This is a genomic window from Chitinimonas sp. (genome assembly GCF_041904975.1).
Classification (GTDB): domain Bacteria; phylum Pseudomonadota; class Gammaproteobacteria; order Burkholderiales; family Chitinimonadaceae; genus Chitinimonas.
Map to the genome: position 1 here is coordinate 1 of NZ_JAYRLZ010000390.1, position 2,996 is coordinate 2,996.

General features: G+C 58.6%; 3 protein-coding genes. All 3 read right to left on the bottom strand.

Features of this window, described 5'->3' with window-relative positions; genetic code table 11:
• The coding region (locus ACE3OH_RS21255; RefSeq protein ID WP_374357945.1) for a recombination mediator RecR at window positions 1–350 on the bottom strand (350 nt) is incomplete at its 3' end.
• 254 nt (window positions 351–604) lie between these two features.
• Window positions 605–934 (bottom strand): YbaB/EbfC family nucleoid-associated protein, encoded by a 330-nt coding sequence (locus tag ACE3OH_RS21260; RefSeq protein ID WP_374357948.1) that lies wholly within the window; start codon window positions 932–934, stop codon window positions 605–607.
• A 33-nt stretch (window positions 935–967) separates the two neighbouring features.
• On the bottom strand, window positions 968–2,683 hold the full coding sequence (dnaX, locus tag ACE3OH_RS21265; protein WP_374357951.1) for a DNA polymerase III subunit gamma/tau: 1,716 nt from the start codon (window positions 2,681–2,683) through the stop codon (window positions 968–970).
• Window positions 2,684–2,996 lie beyond the last annotated feature (313 nt).

Consider the following 2,996-nt stretch of genomic DNA (forward strand, 5'->3'; position numbering starts at 1 on the left):
ATGCCATCCAGCGGTGACAACCGGCCCATCAACACAAAATAGCGACCCTTGTAAGCTAGGGTTTGCTCCATGCGCATCAGGTCGGCGGGCATTTCCACTACGCACAGCTGCTTTTCATTGCGTGCCGGGTCGGCACACAGCTCGCATAGCGTCGATTCGGTGAAGGTATTGCACAGCTGGCAATTGCGCAGGCGGGTCAGCGCGCTTGCCAGAGCCTGGGCTAGTTGCCCGGCGCCAGCTTGGTCGCGTTGCAAGAGATGGTAGGCCATACGCTGTGCCGATTTCGGGCCGACACCGGGCAGCACACGGAGTGCTTCGACCAGTTGATTGAGCACGGATGGGGTTTTCACAGCGATAGTGCTTTCTGGTGTATCACAGTCTCATTGGCTGAGCGCTGTTGCCGCAGGCGCCGATGCGGCAGGCATTCAAAACGTAGCAGAGTAGGTGCTTGTCGGTAGCCCCAAGGCGGGCAATCCGCCTTGGGGTGATTGGCAGGGGCAAGATGGTACGGAGGGCGCCTTGGCCACAAGGGCGTGGATCGATGCTAGTGGCCGCCCCGTCTATTCAAGCATCCCGACCACTCAGGCGGGACGGTTGCCTGGCCTTAGAAAGGCAGCTTCATGCCGGCTGGCAGATTGAGGCCGGCGGTAAAGCCTGCCATTTTCTCCTGGGTGGTTTGCTCGGCGCGACGCTGCGCATCGTTGAAAGCTGCGGCAATCAGGTCTTCCAGCATCTCCTTGTCATCGTCCAGCAAGCTTGGATCGATGCTGACCCGGCGCACGATGTGGTGGCAGGTCATGGTGATCTTGACGAGACCAGCGCCGGCGACACCTTCCACCTCGACTTCGCCCAGTTGCTCCTGGGCTTTTTTCATATTTTCCTGCATTTGCTGGGCTTGTTTCATCAGATTGCCCAGACCGCCTTTGTTGAACATGGCTGCTCCTTGTTGAAAATGAATGGATGGCACTCAGGCTGCAGGAGCCTGGGGACGTATCGAGTCGGGTACGATGGTTGCGCCAAAATCGACCATCAAGGCTTGCGCAAATGGATCGGCATTGATCGCCGCTTCCGCCGCGGCAATTCCTGCTTGGCGTTCTCGCTGCAGCTGTGCCGCCGGTGTGGCTTCGGCGCCGCCGCCAACGGTAATCTGCAGACGGATCGGTGTGCCAAGGTGTTCGCTTAGCGCGTATTCGAGTTTTTCTTTGTAGTCGGCGCCAGCAACCACTTTGTGTGCATCCGGCACACCGAGATGAAATTGCCGCTCATCAAAATGGTTAAGCACCGCATGCTGAGCCAGCATGCCTGCCAGGCCGCCCGGGCGCATTTCGCTGATCAGCTGTGCCCAGTCGCCGCTGAATTGCCGATTGGGACGGGTGTCAGGTGGTTCGCTTGGTGCGGCTGGGGCCGTGTTGGTAGTGGTGACTGCTGTCCGGGCTACCTCGATCGACATTGCCTGCTCGTGCGTTTGCATGGCCGCGCCAGGGAAGGCTGTGGCCTCAGCGGCTGGTGGCGCAGTTGGCGCGGCGACTGGTGCACTGTTGGCTGCGGCAGACGTGGCATGTGCCGGCGTCGGCATGTCCAGCTTTGCTGGAATGCCGTTGCTGGGGGCAAAGGCCAGCATGCGCAATAGTGTCATGCTGAGCCCGGCGAATTCGTCCGGTGCCAGCGGGAGGTCGCGGCGACCATGGAGGGCTATTTGATAATTGAGCTGCAGCGCTTCCGGGCTGAAGGCGCTAGCCAAGCTACTTAGCGCATCGAAGTGCGGCAAATCGTGCGCAATGGCACCAGGCACGCTGACATACAGCGCCAGCTGATGCAGCAGCGAGGCCAGTTCATGCAAGGCGGCGTCGGCGCTGATACCCCGTTGACTGAGCTGTTGCGCCAGTGCGATGACGGTAGCGCCATCTCTGTTTGCCAGGTGGGTGAGCAGGGCAAACAGGTAGGAGCGATCCACCGCGCCCAGCATGGCACGCACGCCGGCCTCCTCAACCCGTCCTGAGCCATAGGCAATCGCTTGGTCCAGCAAGGAAAGGGCGTCGCGCATACTGCCTTCGGCAGCATGGCCAAGCAGCGTCAACGCGGAGGGCTCGTAGGGAATCTGTTCCGCATCGAGTACTCGCAGTAAATGTTCGCTTACCTGCTGCGGAAGCATCTGCCGCAGTGAAAACTGCAAGCAGCGTGACAGGATGGTCACTGGCACCTTTTGCGGATCGGTGGTGGCCAGAATGAACTTCACGTGGCCGGGCGGCTCCTCCAGCGTCTTCAGCATGGCGTTGAAGGCGCTCTTGGAGAGCATGTGCACTTCATCGATGATGTAGACCTTGAAACGACCTTGCGTCGGTGCGTACTGCGCGTTGTCGAGTACTTCGCGGATATTGTCGATGCCGGTGTTGGAGGCGGCGTCGATCTCCAGCAAATCGACAAAGCGGCCGGCATCGATCTGTGCACAGGCGCTGCATTGACCGCAAGGTGTGGCGGTGATGCCGGTTTCGCAGTTCAGTGACTTGGCCAGGATTCTTGCGATGGTGGTTTTGCCTACGCCGCGCGTCCCGGTGAGTAGGTAGGCGTGATGCAGGCGCTGCTGCTCCAGGGCATTGCTCAAGGCCTTGATGACATGCTCTTGGCCGACGAGTGTGCCGAACGATTTGGGGCGCCATTTCCTGGCAAGGACTTGATAGCTCATGGCGGCGATTCTAGCAGAACACGCGTTGCCGGCATTTTTCGCCAAGCGTCGGCGTAATTTCCAGATCACTAATCTTATATATGCAATTGAAAGCTGCTGATTCAGCGGCGTGAAGCGGGCGATGGGTTCCGACTAAAAATCTTTCGGATTTCTGCTATTGAAAATCAACGACTTATGAACTTTTTTAAGATTTTTGCGATTAGGGTGTTGACGGTTTTCGGGGTGGTGCGTATAGTTCGCTTCTCTGCTGCTGACGCAGACAAAAACGAAGCGAAACGAATGAGTGTAGCTGAGTTGATGTGCGAAGGCAAAT

Bases quoted from the DNA above. Each gene is read 5' to 3' on its own strand.
- ACE3OH_RS21260 (WP_374357948.1), bottom strand. From the start codon at position 934: ATGTTCAACAAAGGCGGTCTGGGCAATCTGATGAAACAAGCCCAGCAA.
- dnaX (WP_374357951.1), bottom strand. From the start codon at position 2,683: ATGAGCTATCAAGTCCTTGCCAGGAAATGGCGCCCCAAATCGTTCGGC.